The following is a 2,688-nucleotide window of genomic DNA, read 5'->3' as shown; positions in this document are numbered from 1 at the left end:
TAAATAGGCTGATTCAAGGCATTTACGGGAGAAAAAATCGGCTCAAACATGAAGAAATGAAATGACTGAGTCAGCCGAGAAGAATTTCCCCGCTTATTCGCACCTTCCCTAACTCAGGATCATGCCGCTCTTAAGTTGAGGGTTATGTTAAGTGCTAGTCTGAGCCTCGACAATGAACACTCCTGCTAACAGATAACATAAAGTGAAAAAGTAACTAATTTGAATTGATCTGACAGTTCTGCATCCACAAAACAGGTAACTGTCAGATCATATCGCGACTTCTACAGCTTATATATTTAGCAAGACTTAAACCTTCATGTATTTGTCGAACCAGCCAATTAACTTTTCAGGATGGCTGCCAAAGTAGTTGTAGCCAACCCAACGGCGTGGTGTCCCTTCAATCCAGAACAGCTCTTTTTCTTTTGCACCCAACAGCTCAAAAGTTTTTTCGCCATCTTCCACTGAAGTCCAGCGATCTTCACGCACTTGCACCACCAAAGTTGGCATAGTGACATCGGGTGCAAAGAGGTGAGGAGTCATTTCTGAGTTTTTCAAGCCGCCTGCTTTGACTTGTTCAAAGTCCAAAATTTCAGGAAAATCACCAGCACCTGCCACCACAGAATTTGCATAATGTTTGGTGAACGCTTCCATTGAAACCACCAGTGGACTGACCATGCACGCTACATCTTTAAACAATTCAGGATGACGTGAAATTGCCTCGTACTGAGCATTGCCACCTGTGCAACGGCTTAACAGACCCACTTTCATTTTTGACAATTCTGGATGTGCGTTGACATAGTTTTGTGCACCAACGCAATCACGCCACTCATAACGACCCACACCACAAGCACCATTGCCTCCTGTGCCACTACGGCCTAAATTGCGTAAGTCATAAGTCAAAATATTGTAGCCAGCATCATGCAGGTGTTTTAGCTCAAACAAAAAATTAATTTCTGTCGGGTCAAGCACGTCCCAAGGAGATAAATGTCCAGCCAAGCCATAGCGATTCATCGGCAAAGGATGATTGGCAATAATCAACAAATCAGATGGCTGAACGGCTGGAATGTACCAAGCCTCAAGCGGCACGCCATCCAAAGCAGGGAAGAACACATCTTCATAGGCCATGCCGTGGTCAGCAGGGGTTTTTAAAATCGGGGTGCGCATCGGCTTAGCAGAAAAATTGGCCACGGCTTGAATGACCGCAAATTGTTCTGCTGTGGGTTGGTTTTGAATGCTCATCTTTGATTCCTATGCTTTATAAGGGGTAGCCACATCATTTCATTTAATGCAGGCCGTATTGTCTTCAAAGCATAGCTTAGGTTTTAAGCACTGAATTTCCGATGCCCAAAAAAATCAATTCCTTGCCTAAAATAGTCACAAATCAATGAAAGTGTTGTGCAAAAACCTTTTTTGCATGCAAAATAGGCCTTGTTGCTCAAATCGGGGAACTATCTGTCATCTCGGTGATCTGATCCTGTAGCGCAGTCTCCGAGAGCATCAGATGGGCAAGTCCAAGCACAAGATCAGCAACTGGCAGCAGTACAACCAAGCCTTGGTGCAACGCGGTTCGTTGACCATCTGGATGGACGAACAAGCCATTAAGCAGTGGCATTGCCTGGTCCACCATGGCCGCCGAGGGAGAGGTTTCCACTACAGTGACACCGCCATTGAGACGGCCCTGATGCTAAAAGGCTTGTTCAAGTTGCCGCTGCGGGCGCTAGAAGGCTTCATTAACTCGTTGTTCCAACTGATGGCGGTGCCTTTGCAGTCGCCGGACTATAGCTGTATCAGCAAGCGCGCCAAGACCGTCGACATCAAGTACCGCCTCCCCAGCCAAGGCCCGGTGGCTCACTTGGTCATTGATGCCACCGGCCTCAAGGTCTATGGCGAAGGCGAATGGAAAATTCGCAAACACGGCAAGGAGAAGCGACGAGTGTGGCGTAAGCTCCACTTGGCGGTGGATGCCACAACCCATGCGGTCATCGCTGCCGAAGTCAGCCTGGAGACGGTGGCGGATAACGAGGTGTTACCGACGTTGCTCAACCCCTTACGACGCAAGATAAAACAGGTCAGCGCCGATGGTGCGTATGACACCAAGGCCTGTCATGCGCTACTGAAGAAGAAGGGGGCGAAAGCCACCATACCGCCGAGAAAAAATGCGGCACCGTGGGAGGAAGACCATCCCCGCAACGAGGCGGTGACGGCGCTCAAGGCCGGTGAACTGAAGCAATGGAAGAAAGACTCCGGCTATCACCAGCGCTCGATAGCCGAGACCGCCATGTACCGGTTCAAGCAACTCATCGGGCCAACGCTGAGCCTGCGGAACTACAACGCCCAGGTGGGCGAAATCCTGGCTGGCGTGAAGGTGATGAACAAGCTGATAGGGCTTGGTATGCCTGTTCGCCAGCCAGTGAATTGAGTGGTATCAACGGGTTGGGGAACGGCCATCCAGCGACGGATTTGATCAACAACGCCTGCAAAATATGGTTATGAACAACGAAACCCTATGCGCCATCGCACGCCAATTGCTCAAGCAGCAGCAAGCCTCAAATTCATCTATAGTTGAAGGGATATTGCCCACATGCAGCCCTGACATAGATCTTTTTTATCAGACCTGCGCTCAAGAGCTGCGACTGACACTGTACGCACCTGGATTGGTATTTTTATTTTCAGGTGAGAAAAGTGTAC

Annotated in this window: 3 protein-coding genes; 2 read left to right on the top strand and 1 reads right to left on the bottom strand. The window is 48.9% G+C overall.

Features of this window, described 5'->3' with window-relative positions; all coding sequences use genetic code 11:
* Positions 1-306 precede the first annotated feature (306 nt).
* Positions 307-1,239, bottom strand: coding sequence for an alpha/beta hydrolase family protein (locus PG883_RS23100; protein ID WP_179154497.1), 933 nt, complete (start codon positions 1,237-1,239; stop codon positions 307-309).
* Positions 1,240-1,501: 262 nt separating this feature from the next.
* Between PG883_RS23100 and PG883_RS23095 the strand changes: the two genes are divergently transcribed.
* Positions 1,502-2,419 (top strand): IS5 family transposase, encoded by a 918-nt coding sequence (locus tag PG883_RS23095; protein ID WP_024946304.1) that lies wholly within the window; start codon positions 1,502-1,504, stop codon positions 2,417-2,419.
* A 70-nt stretch (positions 2,420-2,489) separates the two neighbouring features.
* The coding region (locus tag PG883_RS23090; RefSeq protein WP_270808392.1) for a hypothetical protein at positions 2,490-2,688 on the top strand (199 nt) is incomplete at its 3' end.

This window comes from Aeromonas sp. QDB25 (genome assembly GCF_027707725.1).
Lineage (GTDB): Bacteria > Pseudomonadota > Gammaproteobacteria > Enterobacterales > Aeromonadaceae > Aeromonas > Aeromonas caviae.
Note: the sequence above shows the minus strand (reverse complement) of the source record. Positions and strands in the feature narration are given on the sequence as shown.

What these genes read in the sequence shown, in the direction of transcription:
- PG883_RS23100 (WP_179154497.1), bottom strand. Translation starts at nt 1,239, where the DNA reads ATGAGCATTCAAAACCAACCCACAGCAGAACAATTTGCGGTCATTCAA.
- PG883_RS23095 (WP_024946304.1), top strand. Translation starts at nt 1,502, where the DNA reads ATGGGCAAGTCCAAGCACAAGATCAGCAACTGGCAGCAGTACAACCAA.